At 71.1% G+C, this 284-nt stretch carries 1 protein-coding gene; it reads left to right on the top strand.

Features of this window, described 5'->3' with window-relative positions; genetic code table 11:
• Positions 1-284 (top strand): chorismate synthase (locus FLQ44_RS02880; RefSeq protein WP_147692970.1); only part of this gene is annotated, 284 nt, incomplete at both ends.

Below are 284 nucleotides of genomic sequence, written 5' to 3'. Positions count from 1 at the left end.
GGCCGCGGGGGTGATCGCGAAGAAGTGGCTAGCCGAGCGCTTCGGCGTGCGCGTGCGCGGCTACGTCTCGAAGCTGGGGCCGCACGCGCCGACAAGACTCGACTGGGATGCGGTCGAGGACAACCCCTTCTTCTGGCCCGACGCCGATTACGTACCGACGCTCGAGGCCTACATGGATGCCCTGCGCAAGGCCGGGGACTCGGTCGGCGCGCGGGTCACCGTGGTGGCCGAGGGCGTTCCGCCCGGCTGGGGGGCGCCGCTGTACGCCAAGCTCGATGCCGAAC

The sequence above is a fragment of the Vogesella mureinivorans genome (assembly GCF_007644035.1).
GTDB lineage: Bacteria > Pseudomonadota > Gammaproteobacteria > Burkholderiales > Chromobacteriaceae > Vogesella > Vogesella mureinivorans.
The sequence above is the reverse complement of the archived record's forward strand: the minus strand, read 5'-3'. Positions and strand labels throughout refer to the sequence as shown.